Raw genomic sequence first — 17,511 nt, 5'->3', positions numbered from 1 at the left:
GAAGCAATCATGCAACTTAACGATCCAACATTATTTCGCCAGCAGGCACTGATCGACGGCAACTGGCGTGACGCCAACAGCGGCGAGACCATCGCAGTGACCAATCCCGCCAACGGTCAGCAATTGGGTAGCGTACCTAAAATGGGGGCAGATGAAACCCGCGAAGCGATTAACGCCGCTAACCGCGCCCTGCCAGCCTGGCGTGCGCTGACCGCCAAAGAGCGAGCCAATATCCTGCGCCGCTGGTTCAACCTGATGATTGAGCATCAGGACGATCTCGCCCGCCTGATGACCCTGGAACAGGGTAAACCGCTGGCGGAGGCCAAAGGCGAAATCACCTATGCCGCCTCATTTATTGAGTGGTTTGCCGAAGAGGGCAAACGCATCTATGGCGATACGATCCCTGGCCATCAGGCCGATAAGCGTCTGATCGTCATTAAGCAGCCGATCGGCGTTACCGCCGCGATTACGCCGTGGAACTTCCCCTCAGCGATGATCACCCGTAAAGCAGGTCCGGCGCTGGCAGCAGGCTGTACGATGGTGCTTAAACCCGCCAGCCAGACCCCTTACTCCGCACTGGCGCTGGCAGAACTGGCTAATCGCGCCGGGATCCCGGCAGGCGTTTTCAGCGTAGTGACCGGTTCTGCAAGCGAGGTTGGTAACGAGCTGACCGGCAACCCGCTGGTGCGCAAGCTGTCATTTACCGGCTCGACCGAAATCGGCCGTCAGTTAATGCAGCAGTGCGCCAAAGATATCAAAAAAGTATCGCTGGAGCTGGGCGGCAATGCGCCGTTTATCGTCTTTGACGATGCCGATCTCGATAAAGCCGTGGAAGGCGCGCTGGCATCGAAGTTCCGTAACGCCGGGCAAACTTGCGTCTGCGCCAACCGCCTGTACGTGCAGGACGGCGTGTATGAGCGCTTTGCTGAAAAACTCCAGCAGGCGGTGAGCAAGCTGCATCTCGGCGATGGTCTACAACCTGACGTCACCACCGGGCCACTGATCGACGAGAAAGCGATAGCCAAAGTGCAGGAACACATCGCCGACGCTCTGGATAAAGGCGCACGCATTATCGCGGGCGGTAAACCTCATGCGCTCGGCGGTAACTTCTTCCAGCCCACCATTCTGGTAGATGTGCCTGATAACGCGAAGGTCGCCAAAGAGGAAACCTTCGGCCCGCTGGCTCCGCTGTTTCGTTTTAAAGACGAAGCTGACGTCATCGCTCAGGCCAACGACACCGAGTTTGGTCTGGCCGCCTATTTCTATGCCCGTGATTTAAGCCGCGTCTTCCGCGTTGGCGAAGCGCTGGAGTACGGCATCGTCGGGATTAACACCGGCATTATCTCCAACGAAGTCGCCCCGTTTGGGGGGATAAAAGCCTCCGGTCTTGGCCGTGAAGGATCAAAATACGGCATCGAAGACTACTTAGAAATCAAATATATGTGCATCGGCCTTTAATAAAACAAATACTGGAGAACACCTGATGAGCACCAACAAAGAACTTATGCAACGTCGCAGCAACGCCGTTCCCCGTGGCGTAGGACAGATCCACCCTATTTTTGCCGAGCGGGCAGAAAACTGTCGGGTCTGGGACGTTGAAGGCCGGGAATTCCTCGACTTTGCTGGCGGTATTGCGGTGCTGAACACCGGTCACCTGCATCCGCAGATCGTCTCTGCGGTAGAAGCGCAGTTGAAAAAGCTGTCCCATACCTGTTTCCAGGTGCTGGCCTATGAGCCGTACCTGGAGCTGTGTGAAATCATGAATAAGAAAGTGCCGGGTGATTTCGCCAAGAAAACCCTGCTGGTGACCACCGGTTCTGAAGCGGTAGAAAACGCGGTGAAAATCGCCCGCGCCGCCACCAAGCGTACGGGGACTATCGCCTTTAGCGGCGCTTACCACGGTCGTACCCACTACACCCTGTCACTGACCGGGAAAGTCAATCCGTACTCCGCCGGAATGGGGCTGATGCCGGGCCACGTGTATCGCGCGCTTTATCCTTGCCCTCTGCACGGCATCAGTGAAGATGATGCTATCGCCAGCATTCACCGCATTTTCAAAAACGATGCCGCGCCAGAAGACGTCGCCGCCATCGTGATTGAACCCGTTCAGGGCGAAGGTGGCTTTTACGCAGCCTCTCCTTCCTTTATGCAACGGCTGCGCGCCATTTGTGACGAACACGGGATCATGCTGATTGCCGATGAAGTACAGAGCGGTGCGGGCCGTACCGGTACGCTGTTTGCCATGGAGCAGATGGGCGTTGCGCCCGATCTCACCACCTTCGCCAAATCCATCGCCGGAGGCTTCCCGCTGGCGGGCGTGACCGGACGCGCCGAAGTCATGGACGCAATCCCACCGGGCGGTCTGGGCGGTACCTATGCCGGTAACCCAATTGCCTGCGCCGCCGCGCTGGCGGTACTGAACATTTTTGAACAGGAAAATCTTCTGCAAAAAGCCAACGAGCTGGGACAAACCCTGCGCGAAGGCCTGCTGGCTATCGCGGAAACCCATCGCGAGATTGGCGACGTACGCGGGCTGGGCGCGATGATTGCTATCGAACTGTTCGAAAACGGCGACCACACGAAACCAGACGCCAAACTGACTGCGGAAGTGGTGGCGCGTGCACGCGAGAAAGGACTGATCCTGCTCTCCTGCGGACCTTACTACAACGTGCTGCGCATTCTTGTCCCGCTGACCATTGAAGATGCGCAAATCCGCCAGGGGCTGGACATTATCGCCCAGTGTTTTGCCGAGGCAAAGCAGGGTTAAACCCCCGAATAAAAACGGGAAATTGTAGGCCGGATAAAGCGCAAGCGCTGCCATCCGGCAATGTTGTGATGCCCGGTGGCGCTACGCTTACCGGGCCTACGGGTAAGGTGCAGGAAGCGACGTCAATAACAATAACGAGGTTTAAAGATGGGGCAAGTGTCACAATCACATGATTTAGGGGGCGGGCTGAAATCACGCCACGTCACCATGCTGTCTATTGCCGGGGTAATCGGCGCAAGTCTGTTCGTCGGTTCAAGTGTGGCGATTGCAGAAGCCGGTCCCGCAGTATTATTAGCCTATCTGTTCGCCGGATTGCTGGTGGTGATGATTATGCGCATGCTGGCCGAAATGGCCGTTGCCACCCCGGATACCGGTTCTTTTTCCACTTACGCCGATAAGGCCATTGGCCCGTGGGCGGGTTACACCATCGGCTGGTTGTACTGGTGGTTCTGGGTGTTAGTTATCCCTCTGGAAGCGAATATTGCCGCCATCATTCTGCACTCCTGGGTACCGGGCATTCCTATCTGGCTGTTTTCTCTGGTTATCACGCTGGCGTTAACCGGCAGTAACTTACTGAGCGTTAAAAATTACGGTGAATTCGAGTTCTGGCTGGCGCTGTGCAAAGTGATTGCCATTCTGGCGTTTATTACCCTCGGTGCGGCGGCGATTAGCGGTTTCTACCCTTATGCCGATGTTAGCGGAGTTTCACGCCTGTGGGATCAGGGCGGCTTTATGCCCAACGGTTTTGGCGCCGTGATCAGCGCGATGTTGATCACCATGTTCTCCTTTATGGGCGCAGAGATAGTTACCATCGCCGCCGCCGAATCCGATACCCCGGATAAACATATCGTTCGCGCCACCAACTCGGTTATCTGGCGTATCTCTATCTTCTATCTGTGCTCTATTTTTGTGGTGGTGGCGCTGATCCCGTGGAACATGCCGGGCCTGAAAGAAGTCGGTTCTTATCGCTCGGTGCTGGAGCTACTGCATATCCCGCACGCGAAATTGATCATGGACTGCGTCATTTTACTGTCGGTGACCAGCTGTCTTAACTCCGCACTGTATACGTCATCGCGTATGCTCTACTCCCTTAGCCGCCGTGGCGATGCCCCCGCCTTTATGGGTAAAACGAACCGCAGCAAAACGCCTTATGTGGCGGTATTACTGTCGACAGGTGCTGCGTTCCTCACCGTCATCGTCAACTATTACGCCCCGGCCAAGGTATTTAAATTCCTGATCGACAGCTCCGGTGCCATCGCGCTGCTGGTGTATCTGGTCATTGCCGTTTCTCAACTGCGGATGCGCAAAATCCTGCTGGCGCGAGGCGGTGAAATTAAACTGAAAATGTGGCTCTATCCGTGGCTTACCTGGCTGGTCATCGCGTTTATTATCTTTGTGTTGGTGGTCATGCTGTTTCGCCCGGCCCAACAGCTGGAAGTTATCTCTACCGGGTTGTTAGCCATAGGAATTATTTGCACCGTGCCCATTATGTCACGCTGGAAAAAACTGCTATCGTGGCAAAAAGCACCATTGCAAAATACGCATTAAACCTGTTCCCGGCGCAGGCCGGGAAATCCTTTCAGGAGTATGACCATGACCGCCATTCCCCAACCGACGGCCATTGATGGATACCGCTGGCTGAAGAACGACATCATCCGCGGTGTGTATCAGCCTGATGAAAAACTGCGTATGAGTCTGCTAACCTCCCGCTATGAGCTAGGCGTGGGACCGCTGCGCGAAGCGCTTTCGCAGTTAGTTGCCGAGCGGTTAGTGACAGTGGTTAATCAGAAAGGGTATCGTGTCGCCCCGATGTCAGAGCAGGAGTTGCTCGATATTTTCGATGCCCGCGCCAATATGGAAGCCATGCTGGTCGCGCTGGCCATTGAACGCGGCGACGACGCCTGGGAAGCTGAAATTCTGGCGCGCGCGCATATGCTCAGTAAGCTTGAAGCCATTGACGCCAGCGAACAGATGCTCGACGAGTGGGATCAGCGCCATCAGGCATTTCACTCGGCGATTGTCGCTGGCTGTGGTTCACAATATCTGCTGCAAATGCGCGAACGGCTGTTCTCTCTGGCGGCGCGCTACCGGTTTATCTGGCTACGTAAAACGGTGCTGTCGGTTGAAATGCTGGAAGACAAACACGATCAGCACAAGACGCTGACCGAAGCGATTCTGGCACGTGATGCCACGTGCGCCAGCGAATTAATGCGCCAGCACTTGCTGACGCCGATTCCGATTATTCAACAGGCTATGTCCGGTAAATTACTGACGCAATAAGCCTGAATAACATTACTGTTCCGGAATACGTAAAACCTGCCCAGGATAGATTTTATCCGGGCTTTTTAGCATTGGTTTATTCGCTTCAAATATCTGGTTATATAGGTTGGCATTACCGTAAACCTGTTTGGCAATAGCGCTCAGGGTATCCCCAGATTTCACGGTATAAAACTGGCTTTCGCTCGCGGGTGCAGAGGTTTTAACCTGATCATCTACGCTGGCGATACCAGAGATATTACCAATCGCGATCAGAATTTTTTCTTTTGCTTCCTGACTTAATCCATCACCAGAAACCGTGGCTTTGCCTTCGTTAATTTGCACGTCCACTTTATCCGCATCAGGGATGCCGGTTTTGTTCAGGTGTTCCTGCACTTTTTTTGCCAGATCGGCTGTGTCATGGTTTCCAGTGACCGCATCCCACAGTTTTTCACCTGCATCTTTTACAAAATTGAAGAGTCCCATATCCACCTCGGTAATTAACAATCAACACCCAAAAGTGTAGCAGAGGAGAAAGGGGCACAAAGAAAACGGCGCCAAAGCGCCGTAGTTGAAAGGAATTAATTACGCGTCTGTATCCAGAAGGCATGGATCAAACCAGGAATGTAGCCCAGCAGCGTCAGAACGATATTGAGGATAAATGCCCAGCCGAACCCCTTCCCCAGCAGCACGCCAAGCGGGGGCAGAATAATAGTAAAAACGATTCTCCAGAAACCCATGCACACTCCCTACAAGCAAAAATTAATCATTGTTTAAAAAGAGATTTTATCTCTAAGAGTAGCCATTCTACCCAACTCTGCCAGTATTCCGCGGCTGTTTTACCCTCCTTTACGCTCTTTACGCTGGCGTACGTTGGTTACTTATTTTAGAATACGCTTAATTTAGATAATGCTTAAATACATATGACTGAACTTGAACAACTCCAGGCCAGCGCTGAACAGGCTGCCGCCCTGCTAAAAGCGATGAGTAACCCGAAACGGTTGCTGATTTTGTGCATGCTCTGTGGTTCACCCGGTACCAGCGCGGGTGAGTTAGCCCGTGTTACCGGCCTTAGTCCTTCCGCCACATCCCAGCATCTGGCGCGTATGCGTGAAGAAGGTCTGATAGAAAGCCAGCGCGATGCCCAGCGCATCCTCTACTCCATTAAAAATGCGGCCGTGAATTCGCTGATCGCCACATTAAAAACACTGTATTGCCCATAAGGAGCCATCATGACTATTGGGACGATTTCCCCACGCGAGGCGCAGACACTGGTCGCGCAGGGTGCAAAACTGATTGATATCCGCGATGCTGACGAGTATCTGCACGAGCATATTCCTGAGGCACATCTGGCGCCATTACCCACGCTTGAGCAGGGATCGCTGCCAGCGAATTTACGCGCCGAGCAGGTGATTTTTCACTGCCAGTCAGGCAAACGTACACAAAATGCGGCAACAAAACTGAGCGCCATCGCCGCACCCACGCAGGTCTGGTTGCTGGAAGGTGGAATTGACGGCTGGAAAGCCGCAGGGTTGCCGGTGGCGAAAGACAGTTCACAACCGTTACCGCTGATGCGTCAGGTGCAGATAGCCGCAGGCAGCCTTGCCCTACTCGGCGTTATTCTGGGCTATAGCGTTAGCAGCGCCTTCTTCCTGCTGAGCGGTTTTGTGGGCGCCGGGCTGATACTCGCTGGCGTAACCGGCTTTTGCGGTATGGCGCGATTACTGGACATCATGCCCTGGAACCGACGTACTCATTAAGCGGTAATCATTGAAACAGCACTGTACCCGCCGGTTGACGTGATCTATGGTGAGTTCTGCGATAAATGATAAATAAAGGAGCGCAACAATATGTTTAAACCTGGCGATCTGGTTCAACCGCGTATGGGCGGTCCAAAACTGAAGGTTGTTGAAGTCAATGACGATCAAATTGTGGCGGTACAAGCGAGTAATGAAAGCGGTGATAAATTCACGCTGAAAGCAGCTGATGTCACGCGATATACCGAAGAGGGTGATTTCGGCGTTTGCTGAAAATAAGCGGTGGGATCTCCTCACCGCCTTCGCAATTAGATCAAAAAGTCATCAAGAGATTTGCCGGCCGCCAGCGCCTGGGCAATTGGCTTCGGTGTGCGACCTTGTCCGGTCCATGTTTTCGTTTCACCATTGAGATCGATAAAACGATATTTCGCCGGGCGCGGTTGGCGTTTTTTAACTGAACGTGCCGTCGCAGGTGTTATGCTCAGCAGCTCCTCCGGGCTGATCCCGTCTGCCTGCATCTGTGCCAGCAAGGCATTAATTTTTGCCTGCTGTTCTGCACGTTGGCGCTGTAGCTGTTCTTCTTCATCGCGCCGTTCTTTGGTCACTACCCTGAATTTTTCAAGCATATCTTCCAGTACATCAACGGAAAATTCACGAGCCATTGCACGCAGCGACCGGATATTATTTAAGTTTTTTAACATTGAACTCATATTAACAAAACCTCTTTAACGTAAAACATAAAAATGGTATTACGCTAAATATTGTATGCAACTGATTATTATAATTCCAGTCTAATTTATTCGTTTATCATTAAACAAATAGCCAACTCTGATATTTATAGCATCCATTCTGCTATCGCCTAGACAATATATTCTATTACCCTGATTACAGCTTTGAATATACCTGCAAGGTGTCTCAGCGCGTCACTTAAGAAACAAGCCACAGCATCTCGTGGAACCAACGAGTATACCTATTGCACATCAGTCAACATTCAGAAAAGGAGCGCAAAAAATTCAGAAAAACAAGCAACAATAACTCTTTGATCTAAAAAGACTTTAATTAACACAGCAACGAAAACACCAAAACGAACAAAAAACAAACCATTGCAGAGCATTTTATCGACAAAAAGACAATAAATAAAAATTTTCAGCTAGTTGCTAGTTGTTATCCAGGCAGATATCCTATTAAAACGCGAAAGCAGCAAGACAAATCACTAGCAGTTAAGATATTCAAAACCTTTTTTCCCCTTTTTACAAGGAGCATTAACATGTTCTCTCCGCAGTCACGCTTGCGTCATGCAGTAGCAGACACGTTCGCGATGGTTGTTTATTGTTCTGTCGTGAACATGTTGATCGAAATATTCCTTTCTGGAATGAGCTTCGAACAGTCGCTGTATTCCAGATTAGTCGCTATCCCTGTCAACATACTGATCGCGTGGCCATACGGCATGTATCGTGATTTGTTCATGCGCGCGGCCCGTAAAGCCACGCAGGCAGGATGGGCAAAAAATCTGGCGGATGTGCTGGCTTATGTCACCTTCCAGTCGCCGGTGTATGTGATTATTCTACTGACGGTTGGCGCAGACTGGCATCAGATTACGGCTGCAGTAAGTTCGAACATCGTGGTGTCAATGCTGATGGGCGCTGTCTATGGCTACTTTCTTGATTATTGCCGCCGCTTGTTTAAGGTCAGCAGCTATCATCAGGCTAAAGCCTGACACGCTTCTTCGCGACTGGCACTGCCAGTCGCGTTATTAGTTAGAATTAACGTCGCCAAACAGCCCGCTCAGATAACGTTCAAGCGCAATACGCGAGCTAAAGCCGTGCGGAATACCATAATGCTCATGAGTATCTCCGGCTAAATACAGCGGGAATTGCTGGTAATGATCGCAAGTTTTAATATCCGTTGCCGGTTCCGCCAGCGAAGAGCTACGCTCTTTCAACGTGGGATGGATAATTAATGCGGTACGCCCCATGCGAGCTTCACGATTAACATACACATAATTTTCGCCACGCCGATAGCCGTACGTTTTCTGCGTCACTACATCAACGGTAAAGCCCACTTTTTCAAGTACGCGCGCCACCTCATCAGGTCGTAAATACATATTATTTTCCTCGTTATCTTTTACTGCGGGCTTACCTTACCTGATTCAGCATTAGCAACGCTTTCAGAAAAGTCCATAAACGAGTGAACACGATGAGACGAATATCTTAAGAACCGTACAGATTTATGTCAGCGCCAACCGCAGTTGGTAGGCCGCCTGTTGCGCCATTTCCGCCGAGCTGATATTGGTAAATGACAGCAATATTCCCCCCTTTCCTTCTGACGTTATTCGCCAGCGGCTTAGCGCCTGAACCGCTAACCCGGCCTGATTCGCTTTGCGCACCAGCGCAATATCATCTCCGTCTACACTCATCACCAGTTGAATCCCACCGTCCTGAGGAATGACGCTAAATCCTTGTTCGGTCAGGGCGTTTTCCATCCATTGTCGTCGTGCGGCATAATGCTGTCGCATACGTTTTAAGTGTCGCCAGAAGTGGCCGTCTCGCATAAAATCCGCCAGCGTTTGCTGCCATAGAACCGGGACGCTACAGGCCGTTAGCGCCGCTTGTTGGCGAAAGCGTTCAACCTGGGTCAGAGGCACCACCAGCCATGCCGTACGCAAAGCCGGAAACATCGATTTGCTGAACGTTCCGGCATAAATCACCCGCTGAGGCGCATCCAGACTTTTTAGCGGCGGCAACGGCTTACCGTGGTAACGAAATTCACTGTCATAGTCATCTTCGATTACCCATGCCTGCGCGCGAGTCGCCCACTCCAGCAACTGGTGGCGACGGTCCAAAGACAGTGCTACCCCCAGAGGGCTTTGATGTGCGGGAGTGAGCAGTACAAAACGCGCCTGCGGGTAGTCGCGGATCCCGGCGCTGACATCCAGACCATCGGCATCCACCGCTACCGGCATCAATTCAATGCGTTCTTGAGCCACCACGGGCCGGATCAGCGGAAAACCGGGATCTTCGACCCACATTCCCTCACCGGGATACGCCAGAGCGCGCAGGATTAACGTCATTGATGCCGCATAGCCTGAAGTGATAAAAATCTGCTCTGGCTGGCATTCAATGCTGCGTGAAACGCGCAGATAATCAACAATTGCCTGGCGTAACACCCGTTCACCACATACATCGCCCACCGCCAGATCAAAACGCGTTTGGGTGCGTAAACGCCGTCCCATCACCCGTGCCCAGACTTCACGCGGAAAAAGATCGAGTGCGGGTAATCCCATCTGAAAAGGTTGCGGTCTGGGATTTTCTCCGGCGAAGATGGCAGGCGATGCAGGCGCCCTTTCTGGTCGCAGTTGCTCACTGACAAACGTTCCTGCCTGTCCACGCCGCGCGAGCCAGCCCTGCGCCACCAGCTCTGCATAGGCATTTTCCACCGTCGAGCGTGATACTCCCAGCTCCTGGGCCCAGGTCCGGCTGGAGGGCAATCTGGTACCGGGCTTGAGTTCGCCTTTCTCAATTGCGTTTTTTAACTGACGGGCGATTTGCTGATAACGTGGCATTTATGGTCTGCTTTTTTGGTAACAATATGGCTCTCTGTTGCAGTCCATTATAGTGCTACATTGCGGGTCATCCAAACGAGGAGAAATACCATGACAATGTTACGCCAGCCCTATTACGAACTCAGTCCCGAAATCTATAACGCTCTGGTTCAGGCAAGCCAAGCGCTGGAAAACTGCGCGCTGGAACCTACGTTGACGGAACTGATTTACCTGCGGGTCTCGCAAATCAACGGCTGCGCCTTTTGTCTGGAAATGCACAGTAAAGCACTGCGCAAATCCGGTGTTGCGCAGGCCAAACTGGACGCACTGGCAGGCTGGCGGGTGAGTCACCACTTCAGCGAGCAAGAACGTGCGGCGCTGGCGTGGGCCGAATCGGTCACCCAGATTGCCACTACTCACGCCGAAGATGACGTTTATCTGCCGCTGCTCGACCATTTCAGCGCGAAAGAGATTAGCGACCTGACATTTGCCATTAGCCTGATGAACTGCTTTAACCGTCTGGCGGTGGGGATGCGCATGTGATTTTGCGCTGCCGGATGGCGGCATAAATGCCTTATCCGGCCTACGTTGTGCTCTCCTGTTGCCCGTAGGCCCGATAAGCTTAGCGCCATCGGGCAATTTATAACCACCTGTTAGCCTTCCCCCGCCACGCTCATCACCCCGCTCATCATCAATCTAAAATTCCCATATCTTGTATGGTTGAATCTTTTTAAAACTACATCTAGTATCTTTCCTATCAGGACACACACAACCCGACGCCCTCTATCGCGCCGATCCTTTATTTTTAAATGGAAATACGAATCATGAGTATTATTATTTACACTCGCAATAACTGTGTTCAGTGCCACGCCACCAAACGGGCAATGGAAAGCCGTGGTTTTGACTTTGAGATGGTAAACGTCGATTCACAACCCGATTTGGCTGATAGCCTGCGCGATCAAGGGTTTCGCCAGCTACCGGTCGTGGTCGCGGGTGAAACCAGTTGGTCAGGGTTTCGCCCGGACATGATCAACCGTCTGCATCCGGAACACCGTGTGGCCAGCGCATGAGTCAGCTCGTCTACTTCTCCAGCAGCTCCGAAAATACGCACCGCTTTATGCAGCGTCTGGGGCTGCCAGCCATCCGCATTCCGCTTAACGAACGCGAGCGGATCCGGGTAGACGAACCTTACATATTAATCGTGCCGTCCTACGGCGGCGGCGGCACTGCTGGCGCGGTCCCAAGACAGGTGATCCGCTTTTTAAACGATACGCACAACCGGGCGTTAATCCGTGGAGTGATCGCTTCCGGCAATCGTAATTTCGGTGACGCCTACGGTCGCGCGGGTGATGTCATCTCACAAAAATGCGGCGTGCCGTGGCTCTATCGCTTTGAGCTGATGGGCACCCAAAGCGATATCGACAACGTTCGAAAAGGAGTGAGCGAATTTTGGCAACGACAACCGCAGAACGTGTAATGCAGCCAACGCTGGATTATCACGCCCTGAACGCCATGCTGAATCTGTACGATAAAGCCGGGCGCATTCAGTTCGACAAAGACCATCAGGCCGTGGAGGCCTTCTTTGCCGCCCACGTCCGCCCAAACTCGGTGGCGTTTGCCAGCCAGCAGGAGCGCCTGGAAACGTTGGTGGATGAAGGCTATTACGATGCCAGCGTGTTATCCCACTACGATCGCGCGTTCGTGCTGAAGCTATTCGATCACGCCCACGCCAGCGGATTCCGTTTCCAGACGTTCCTCGGCGCATGGAAGTTCTACACCAGCTATACGCTGAAAACGTTCGACGGTAAGCGCTATCTCGAAGACTTTGAGGATCGGGTCACGATGGTGGCGCTCACGCTGGCGCAGGGCGATGAAACGCTCGCGATGCAGCTGACCGATGAAATGCTCTCCGGGCGCTTTCAGCCCGCCACACCAACCTTTTTAAACTGCGGCAAACAGCAACGCGGTGAGCTGGTCTCCTGCTTCCTGTTGCGTATTGAAGACAACATGGAGTCTATTGGTCGGGCGGTCAACTCCGCACTTCAGCTCTCCAAACGCGGCGGCGGCGTGGCATTTTTGCTCTCCAACCTGCGCGAGGCAGGTGCGCCCATTAAGCGTATTGAGAACCAGTCATCTGGGGTGATCCCAGTAATGAAAATGCTGGAAGATGCGTTTTCTTATGCGAATCAACTCGGGGCACGTCAGGGGGCGGGGGCGGTGTATCTGCACGCACACCATCCGGATATTTTACGTTTTCTCGATACCAAGCGCGAAAACGCCGACGAGAAAATCCGTATCAAAACGCTCTCGCTTGGCGTGGTGATCCCGGATGTTACCTTTCAACTGGCGAAAGAAAATGCCCGAATGGCGCTGTTCTCACCGTATGACGTGGAACGGATTTACGGCAAACCGTTCGGTGATATCGCCGTGAGTGAGCGGTATGACGAACTGGTTGCCGACGAACGTGTGCGCAAAAAATTCATTAACGCCCGCGATTTCTTCCAGCGGCTGGCCGAGATCCAGTTTGAGTCTGGCTATCCTTACATCATGTTTGAAGATACGGTGAATCGCGCCAATCCGATTGCAGGTCGGATCAATATGAGCAACCTGTGCTCGGAGATTTTGCAGGTTAACAGTGCCTCCACCTACGATGAAAATCTCAATTACGCGCAGACCGGGCACGATATTTCCTGCAATCTCGGCTCGTTAAACATTGCCCATACCATGGATTCACCCGACTTTGGTCGTACCGTGGAAACGGCGATTCGTGGCTTAACCGCCGTTTCGGACATGAGCCACATCCGCAGCGTGCCCTCGATTGAGGCCGGAAACAGCGCGTCGCACGCGATTGGTCTTGGGCAGATGAATCTGCACGGGTATCTGGCGCGGGAAGGGATCGCCTACGGTTCGCCGGAAGGGCTGGATTTCACCAATCTCTATTTCTATACCATCACCTGGCATGCGCTGAATACGTCAATGAAGATCGCCCGCGAGCGCGGTCAAACCTTTGCCGGATTCAAACAGTCGCGCTACGCCAGCGGCGAGTATTTTAACCAGTATCTGCAGGGCGACTGGCAACCAAAAACCGCCAAGATTCGCACGCTGTTTGCCGCCAGCGGCATTACGCTGCCGACGCGCGAGATGTGGTCACAGCTGCGTGAAGATGTGATGCGCTACGGCATTTATAACCAGAATTTACAGGCGGTTCCCCCCACCGGTTCTATCTCCTACATCAATCATGCCACGTCAAGCATTCACCCGATCGTGTCGAAAGTGGAGATTCGCAAAGAGGGCAAAACCGGGCGCGTTTACTACCCTGCTCCGTTTATGACCAATGAGAATCTGGCCTTGTATCAGGATGCCTACGAGATCGGCCCACAAAAAATCATTGATACCTACGCAGAAGCTACTCGCCATGTCGATCAGGGGCTTTCACTGACGCTCTTTTTCCCCGATACCGCCACCACGCGCGATATCAATAAAGCGCAGATTTACGCCTGGCGTAAGGGCATCAAATCCCTGTACTACATCCGACTACGCCAGCTGGCGCTGGAAGGCACCGAAATCGAAGGCTGCGTGTCATGCGCGCTGTAAGGAGGAGAAAATGACATTATCCCGCGTGAGCGCCATCAACTGGAACAAGATTGAGGATGATAAAGATCTTGAGGTATGGAACCGTCTGACCAGTAACTTCTGGCTCCCGGAAAAGGTCCCGCTCTCCAATGACATTCCGGCCTGGCAAACGTTGAACGCCGCCGAACAGCAGTTAACAATCCGCGTTTTTACCGGGCTGACGCTGCTCGACACCATTCAGAATGTTGCCGGAGCGCCAGCGTTAATGGCTGATTCGTTAACGCCGCATGAAGAGGCGGTGCTGTCGAATATCAGCTTTATGGAGGCGGTGCACGCCCGTTCATACAGCTCAATATTCTCTACCCTTTGCCAGACCAAAGACGTGGATGCTGCCTACGCCTGGAGTGAGGAAAATACCCCGCTCCAGCGCAAAGCGCAGATCGTTTTGACACATTACGCCAACGACGAACCGTTGAAGAAAAAAATAGCCAGCGTGTTTCTGGAATCCTTCCTGTTCTATTCTGGCTTCTGGTTGCCAATGTATTTTTCCAGCCGCGGCAAATTGACCAATACCGCCGATCTCATTCGTCTGATCATTCGTGATGAAGCGGTTCATGGGTATTACATTGGTTATAAATATCAAAAAGGTCTGGAGCATATTTGCGAATCCGCACGCGAGGAGTTAAAGAATTTTGCCTTTGACCTGCTGATGGAATTGTATGATAACGAAGCGCGTTATACGGAAGAGTTGTATGCAGAAACCGGCTGGGTGGATGACGTCAAAGCCTTCCTTTGTTACAACGCCAATAAGGCATTAATGAATTTGGGATATGAGGCGCTATTTCCGCCTGAAATGGCGGAGGTTAACCCGGCAATCCTTGCCGCGCTGTCGCCCAACGCTGATGAAAACCACGATTTCTTCTCGGGTTCCGGTTCATCTTATGTGATGGGAAAAGCGGTCGAAACCGAAGATGACGACTGGAATTTCTAGCACTCATTTTCACGGGAAATACCGTACATTTTTCGCGGAAATATTTTAACAGGATCACACTTTTGTCGTGCAAATATAATTGTGTGATCTACACTCAATATCAGCCGCATTATTCGCCTGCATTCCAGCAATTCAGGCGATTTTTCATTGCCATTTACAAAAAATATTAACCCGTTCACATTCGCGCTCAGCCCTTATATCACGGGAAGTCCCGCCACTTGGCCTTTGGCAATATTCATGCCACAACCAAATTCAGGGTTGTCTCAGATTCTCAGTATGTTAGGGTAGAAAAAGGTCACTATTTCCATCAGGTAATATATCGATATAAACAAATAACAGGAATCATTCTATTGCATGGCAATTAAATTAGAAGTTAAAAATCTCTATAAGATATTTGGAGAGCATCCCCAGAGAGCCTTCAAATATATTGAAAAAGGACTTTCAAAAGAGCAGATTCTGGATAAAACGGGGCTATCGCTTGGCGTTAAGAACGCCAGTCTGGCCATTGAAGAAGGCGAGATATTTGTCATCATGGGATTATCCGGTTCGGGTAAATCCACAATGGTACGCCTTCTCAATCGCCTGATTGAACCCACCCGCGGACAGGTATTGATTGACGGCGTAGACATCGCCCGGATATCCGATGCTGAGCTTCGCGAGGTGCGCAGAAAAAAGATTGCGATGGTGTTCCAGTCCTTTGCCCTGATGCCGCACATGACGGTTCTCGACAATACGGCATTTGGCATGGAATTAGCCGGCGTAGGTGCGGATGAACGTCGTGAAAAAGCGTTAGATGCGCTGCGTCAGGTTGGTCTGGAGAATTATGCTCACGGCTACCCGGATGAACTTTCCGGGGGGATGCGCCAGCGTGTAGGCCTCGCCCGCGCATTAGCCATTAACCCTGATATCTTATTAATGGATGAGGCCTTCTCAGCCCTCGATCCATTAATTCGTACTGAGATGCAGGATGAACTGGTAAAACTACAGGCGAAGCATCAACGTACCGTGGTCTTTATATCGCATGACCTCGACGAAGCCATGCGCATTGGCGACAGAATTGCCATTATGCAAAACGGTGAAGTGGTCCAGGTCGGCACGCCAGATGAAATCCTGAATAATCCGGCCAATGATTATGTACGCACCTTCTTCCGTGGCGTCGATATTAGCCAGGTCTTTAGCGCGAAAGATATTTCACGCCGTAGTCCCGAAGGTTTGATTCGTAAAAACCCCGGGGTGGGTCCACGTTCTGCGCTGCAATTATTGCAGGACAAAGATCGCGAATATGGTTACGTGATCGAACGCGGCAATAAATTCGTTGGCGTTGTCTCTATCGACTCATTAAAAACAGCGTTAAGTCAGGCGCAAGGTATTGAAGCGGCATTGATCGATGAGCCGTTAGCCGTAGATGCACAAACCCCTCTCAGCGAGTTGCTTTCTCATGTCGGTCAAGCCCCGTGCGCGGTGCCGGTTGTAGATGAGGAACAGCAGTATGTGGGCGTCATTTCAAAACGCATGCTGTTACAGGCTTTAGATCGTGAGGGGGTAAACAATGGCTGATCAAACTAATCCGTGGGAAACCACACCAGCGGCCGACAGTGCCGCACAAAATGCTGATGCCTGGAGTACGCCATCAGGCGCACCCACTGACGGTGGTGGCGCGGACTGGCTGACCAGCGCACCCGCGCCGGCACCAGAGCATTTCAATATTATGGATCCGTTCCATAAAACGCTGATCCCGCTTGACAGTTGGGTCACAGAGGGGATCGACTGGGTCGTTACCCATTTCCGTCCGGTCTTCCAGGGCATTCGTGTCCCGGTGGATTACATTCTCAACGGCTTTCAACAGCTGCTGTTGGGTATGCCAGCGCCCGTGGCGATTATCCTGTTCGCGCTGATTGCCTGGCAGATTTCCGGCGTGGGAATGGGCGTTGCTACGCTGATTTCCTTAATTGCCATCGGTGCCATCGGCGCGTGGTCGCAGGCCATGATAACCCTGGCGCTGGTGTTGACCGCGCTGCTGTTCTGCGTGGTGATCGGTCTGCCGATGGGGATCTGGTTGGCGCGCAGTCCACGGGCAGCAAAAATTGTTCGCCCGCTGCTGGACGCCATGCAAACCACACCCGCGTTTGTCTATCTGGTGCCGATTGTCATGCTGTTCGGTATTGGTAACGTCCCGGGCGTAGTGGTGACGATTATCTTCGCCCTGCCGCCAATCGTGCGTCTGACTATTCTGGGGATTAACCAGGTGCCAGCCGATCTGATTGAAGCCTCGCGCTCGTTTGGCGCCAGCCCGCGTCAGATGCTGTTTAAAGTGCAGCTCCCGCTGGCAATGCCCACCATTATGGCTGGGGTTAACCAGACGCTGATGCTGGCGCTCTCAATGGTCGTCATCGCATCGATGATTGCCGTCGGCGGACTGGGCCAGATGGTTCTGCGCGGAATCGGTCGTCTGGATATGGGGCTTGCCACCGTCGGCGGGGTTGGGATTGTGATCCTCGCTATCATTCTCGACCGCCTGACGCAGGCCGTCGGTCGCGACTCGCGTAGTCGTGGCAACCGTCGCTGGTACACCACCGGTCCCATTGGGCTTATCACTCGCCCTTTCACGAAGTAATTCACCCGTTGC

At 52.5% G+C, this 17,511-nt stretch carries 20 protein-coding genes; 15 read left to right on the top strand and 5 right to left on the bottom strand.

Annotation, left to right across the window (positions count from 1 at the left end; genetic code table 11):
- Positions 1-9: 9 nt before the first annotated feature.
- The 4 genes from gabD (at position 10) to csiR (ending at position 5,047) form a co-directional block, all read left to right on the top strand.
- A complete protein-coding gene (gene gabD / locus OGY04_RS14545; protein WP_103285675.1) occupies positions 10-1,458 on the top strand; it encodes an NADP-dependent succinate-semialdehyde dehydrogenase in 1,449 nt (482 codons plus the stop codon).
- A gap of 25 nt (positions 1,459-1,483) precedes the next feature.
- Entirely contained in the window at positions 1,484-2,767 is a 1,284-nt protein-coding gene (gabT, locus tag OGY04_RS14540; protein ID WP_008785600.1) for a 4-aminobutyrate--2-oxoglutarate transaminase, read from the top strand.
- A gap of 147 nt (positions 2,768-2,914) precedes the next feature.
- Positions 2,915-4,315: a GABA permease gene (gabP, locus tag OGY04_RS14535; protein WP_003839698.1), complete on the top strand. Its 1,401-nt coding sequence runs from the start codon at positions 2,915-2,917 to the stop codon at positions 4,313-4,315.
- A gap of 45 nt (positions 4,316-4,360) precedes the next feature.
- On the top strand, positions 4,361-5,047 hold the full coding sequence (gene csiR, locus OGY04_RS14530) for a DNA-binding transcriptional regulator CsiR (RefSeq protein WP_032944692.1): 687 nt from the start codon (positions 4,361-4,363) through the stop codon (positions 5,045-5,047).
- Between the two features lie 12 nt (positions 5,048-5,059).
- Here the strand turns inward: csiR and lysM are convergent, their stop codons facing one another.
- Positions 5,060-5,509, bottom strand: coding sequence for a peptidoglycan-binding protein LysM (gene lysM / locus OGY04_RS14525; protein ID WP_003037241.1), 450 nt, complete (start codon positions 5,507-5,509; stop codon positions 5,060-5,062).
- 95 nt (positions 5,510-5,604) lie between these two features.
- Positions 5,605-5,763 (bottom strand): YqaE/Pmp3 family membrane protein, encoded by a 159-nt coding sequence (locus tag OGY04_RS14520; RefSeq protein WP_003037242.1) that lies wholly within the window; start codon positions 5,761-5,763, stop codon positions 5,605-5,607.
- Between the two features lie 183 nt (positions 5,764-5,946).
- Between OGY04_RS14520 and OGY04_RS14515 the strand changes: the two genes are divergently transcribed.
- From OGY04_RS14515 to OGY04_RS14505, 3 genes are all read left to right on the top strand, one after another.
- Complete coding sequence (locus OGY04_RS14515) at positions 5,947-6,246, top strand: ArsR/SmtB family transcription factor (RefSeq protein ID WP_003037247.1); 300 nt, start codon at positions 5,947-5,949, stop codon at positions 6,244-6,246.
- 9 nt (positions 6,247-6,255) lie between these two features.
- Positions 6,256-6,783 carry a rhodanese family protein gene (locus OGY04_RS14510; RefSeq protein WP_286585445.1) on the top strand — a complete coding sequence of 176 codons (528 nt, stop codon included), beginning with the start codon at positions 6,256-6,258 and terminating at the stop codon, positions 6,781-6,783.
- Positions 6,784-6,873: 90 nt separating this feature from the next.
- Positions 6,874-7,053, top strand: coding sequence for a GDFGVC terminal motif YodC-like protein (locus tag OGY04_RS14505; protein WP_003825999.1), 180 nt, complete (start codon positions 6,874-6,876; stop codon positions 7,051-7,053).
- A gap of 35 nt (positions 7,054-7,088) precedes the next feature.
- On the opposite strand, the gene stpA is transcribed toward OGY04_RS14505, so the two are convergent.
- The gene (gene stpA / locus OGY04_RS14500; protein ID WP_008785604.1) at positions 7,089-7,490 is read right to left on the bottom strand and encodes a DNA-binding protein StpA; all 402 of its coding nucleotides are present in this window, start codon (positions 7,488-7,490) and stop codon (positions 7,089-7,091) included.
- A gap of 557 nt (positions 7,491-8,047) precedes the next feature.
- Here stpA and alaE point away from each other — a divergent pair.
- Positions 8,048-8,497 carry an L-alanine exporter AlaE gene (gene alaE / locus OGY04_RS14495; protein ID WP_003037259.1) on the top strand — a complete coding sequence of 150 codons (450 nt, stop codon included), beginning with the start codon at positions 8,048-8,050 and terminating at the stop codon, positions 8,495-8,497.
- A gap of 36 nt (positions 8,498-8,533) precedes the next feature.
- On the opposite strand, the gene OGY04_RS14490 is transcribed toward alaE, so the two are convergent.
- Positions 8,534-8,884 (bottom strand): DUF2002 family protein, encoded by a 351-nt coding sequence (locus OGY04_RS14490; protein ID WP_044699663.1) that lies wholly within the window; start codon positions 8,882-8,884, stop codon positions 8,534-8,536.
- Between the two features lie 123 nt (positions 8,885-9,007).
- Entirely contained in the window at positions 9,008-10,342 is a 1,335-nt protein-coding gene (gene pdxR / locus OGY04_RS14485) for a MocR-like pyridoxine biosynthesis transcription factor PdxR (protein WP_286585444.1), read from the bottom strand.
- Positions 10,343-10,432: 90 nt separating this feature from the next.
- On the opposite strand from pdxR, the gene OGY04_RS14480 reads away from it, so the two are divergent.
- The 7 genes from OGY04_RS14480 (at position 10,433) to proW (ending at position 17,499) form a co-directional block, all read left to right on the top strand.
- The gene (locus OGY04_RS14480) at positions 10,433-10,864 is read left to right on the top strand and encodes a carboxymuconolactone decarboxylase family protein (protein WP_003825991.1); all 432 of its coding nucleotides are present in this window, start codon (positions 10,433-10,435) and stop codon (positions 10,862-10,864) included.
- A 281-nt stretch (positions 10,865-11,145) separates the two neighbouring features.
- The gene (gene nrdH, locus OGY04_RS14475; RefSeq protein ID WP_071445448.1) at positions 11,146-11,391 is read left to right on the top strand and encodes a glutaredoxin-like protein NrdH; all 246 of its coding nucleotides are present in this window, start codon (positions 11,146-11,148) and stop codon (positions 11,389-11,391) included.
- Positions 11,388-11,798 (top strand): class Ib ribonucleoside-diphosphate reductase assembly flavoprotein NrdI, encoded by a 411-nt coding sequence (gene nrdI, locus OGY04_RS14470; RefSeq protein ID WP_003825987.1) that lies wholly within the window; start codon positions 11,388-11,390, stop codon positions 11,796-11,798. Before nrdH ends, nrdI begins: the two co-directional genes overlap by 4 nt.
- Positions 11,771-13,915: a class 1b ribonucleoside-diphosphate reductase subunit alpha gene (gene nrdE, locus OGY04_RS14465; RefSeq protein WP_258736422.1), complete on the top strand. Its 2,145-nt coding sequence runs from the start codon at positions 11,771-11,773 to the stop codon at positions 13,913-13,915. Before nrdI ends, nrdE begins: the two co-directional genes overlap by 28 nt.
- Before the next feature lie 10 nt (positions 13,916-13,925).
- Complete coding sequence (nrdF, locus tag OGY04_RS14460; protein ID WP_100271984.1) at positions 13,926-14,885, top strand: class 1b ribonucleoside-diphosphate reductase subunit beta; 960 nt, start codon at positions 13,926-13,928, stop codon at positions 14,883-14,885.
- Between the two features lie 354 nt (positions 14,886-15,239).
- Positions 15,240-16,442, top strand: coding sequence for a glycine betaine/L-proline ABC transporter ATP-binding protein ProV (gene proV, locus OGY04_RS14455; RefSeq protein ID WP_003825980.1), 1,203 nt, complete (start codon positions 15,240-15,242; stop codon positions 16,440-16,442).
- Positions 16,435-17,499 (top strand): glycine betaine/L-proline ABC transporter permease ProW, encoded by a 1,065-nt coding sequence (gene proW, locus OGY04_RS14450; protein ID WP_258736421.1) that lies wholly within the window; start codon positions 16,435-16,437, stop codon positions 17,497-17,499. The genes proV and proW overlap by 8 nt, the downstream gene beginning before the upstream one ends.
- Positions 17,500-17,511: the final 12 nt, after the last annotated feature.

This window comes from Citrobacter sp. Cpo091 (assembly GCF_030332645.1).
Lineage (GTDB): Bacteria > Pseudomonadota > Gammaproteobacteria > Enterobacterales > Enterobacteriaceae > Citrobacter > Citrobacter portucalensis.
The sequence above is the reverse complement of the archived record's forward strand: the minus strand, read 5'-3'. Positions and strand labels throughout refer to the sequence as shown.